Here is a 1,821-nt window from a genome sequence, read left to right as displayed (position 1 = left end):
TGTAGCTGCCGTCGGCCTGGGGTTCGGCCTTGGTGCGGATTATCCCTAAGTCGGTGCCTGCGTGCGGCTCGGTCAGGCACATGGACCCGGCCCAGATGCCTTCGTACATGTTCGGCAGGTACTGCGTCTTCAGCGCTTCGCTGGCGTGGTTGAGGATCGACAGGCAGGCACCGGCGGTCAGCATCGGGTACAGGCCGAAGGACAGGTTGGCCGAGTTGACCATTTCCTCGACCTGGGCACCGATTACCTTGGGCATGCCCATGCCACCGAACTCCGGTGAGCCGCCCACGCCGACCCAGCCACCCTCGGCGTAGGTCCGGTAGGCCTCGGGGAAACCGGCCGGGGTAGTGACCACGCCGTCGCTCCAGGCGCAGCCTTGCTCGTCGCCGCTGCGGTTGAGCGGTGCGACGATCCCTGCTGTGACCTTACCGGCTTCCTCGAGGATGGCTTGGGCGGTGTCCATGTCCAGGCTGTTGGCGAGCCCTGGCAGGGCAGCCCATTGAGTGCCGACGTCGAAAACCTCAGTGAGGAGGAAGTGGATATCGCGCAGCGGTGCCTGGTAGTTGCTCATGGTCGGATCTCCAACGTCGACAAGGGGGTGGTGGCCGTCAGCAGGCGCACCAGGGTCTCGCAGCGCTGCCGTTCGCTCAGCGGGTAGCGCGAGAGCCACAGTGGCAAGTGCTCGAGCAGCTCCAAGGCCGCAACGTTGGTCTGCCCTGGGCTGATGCAGCCGGCGCTACCGAGCAGCGCATGGAGCTTGTGCTGCACCTGCTGGCGCAGCCGATCGATGTACTGCCGTTGGCTCGGCTTGAGGCAGCCAGCGTCGCGGACTGCCAGCTGGAAGTGCAGGGGGTGGGATTCATGGAGCGCTATCAGGCGCTGGATCACCGCCTGCAGGGGCGCACCGGCCGACTCGCGCTGGTGGCGACGGTCGAACAATGACAACAGCGCCATGTAATGCTCCTCGATGAACTCCTGGAGCAGCTCCTCCTTGCTGGAACAGTGGTTATAGAGCGAGCCGGCGGTCAGTTCGAGGTGGCTGGCCAGTTCCCGCAGGCTGACCTGGGCGAAGCCGCGTTGGGCAAACAGTTCCAGGGCCCTGGGGCGGTTGCGCTCGAAGCGCGAGCCGGTACTGCCGGTGCGCGAGATGGGTGCTAGGCACGTGGCTGTGTTCATGTTGCACCCCTCAAAGGCAGTGTTCGGGACCGGAGTGTCGCGACGGTGATGACAAGGCGCGCCGAAGAGGGCGGTCGGGTGCGCAGAACCCTTGTCGTGGGTTGGGTTCTGGCATTTCCCGACCGCTACCTCTCAGACGCGTTCGAAGATGACGGCGATGCCCTGGCCGCCACCGATGCACATGGTGGCCAGCGCATAGCGGCCCTTGATCCGGTGCAGTTCATGGATCGCCTTGGTGGCGATGATGGCACCGGAGGCCCCCACCGGATGGCCCAGGGAAATTCCCGAGCCGTTGGGGTTGACCTTTTCCGGGTCGAAGCCGAGCTCGCGGGAGACCGCGCAGGCCTGGGCGGCGAAGGCTTCGTTGGACTCGATCACGTCGAGGTCAGCCACGCTCAGGCCGGCGCGTTGCAGCGCCAGACGCGTCGCGAGAATGGGGCCGAGACCCATCAGGGTGGGTTCGACACCCGCGTGGGCGTAAGCCACCAGGCGGGCCATGGGCTGCAGGTGCTGTTCCCGTACCGCGTCGCCGCTGGCCAGTAGCAGGGCGCTGGCACCGTCGTTCAGCCCGGAGGCGTTGCCAGCCGTGACGCTGCCGCCTTCGCTGAAGGCCGGTTTCATCTTCGCCAGCTGTTCCAGGGTCAC

2 protein-coding genes and 1 pseudogene are annotated in these 1,821 nt (G+C 66.1%); all 3 read right to left on the bottom strand.

Translation table 11 applies throughout. The features are described from left to right. A partial coding sequence (locus V6M63_RS21850) for an acyl-CoA dehydrogenase family protein (RefSeq protein WP_332745326.1) occupies positions 1-571 on the bottom strand: 571 nt, incomplete at its 3' end. After that, a complete protein-coding gene (locus V6M63_RS21845) occupies positions 568-1,176 on the bottom strand; it encodes a TetR/AcrR family transcriptional regulator (RefSeq protein ID WP_332745324.1) in 609 nt (202 codons plus the stop codon). The genes V6M63_RS21850 and V6M63_RS21845, both read right to left, overlap by 4 nt. A gap of 132 nt (positions 1,177-1,308) precedes the next feature. Next, positions 1,309-1,821: pseudogene (locus V6M63_RS21840) on the bottom strand (acetyl-CoA C-acyltransferase); the annotation flags it as partial.

The sequence above is a fragment of the Hydrogenophaga sp. genome, assembly GCF_036675665.1.
Taxonomy (GTDB): Bacteria; Pseudomonadota; Gammaproteobacteria; order Burkholderiales; family Burkholderiaceae_C; genus Hydrogenophaga.
The sequence above is the reverse complement of the archived record's forward strand: the minus strand, read 5'-3'. Positions and strand labels throughout refer to the sequence as shown.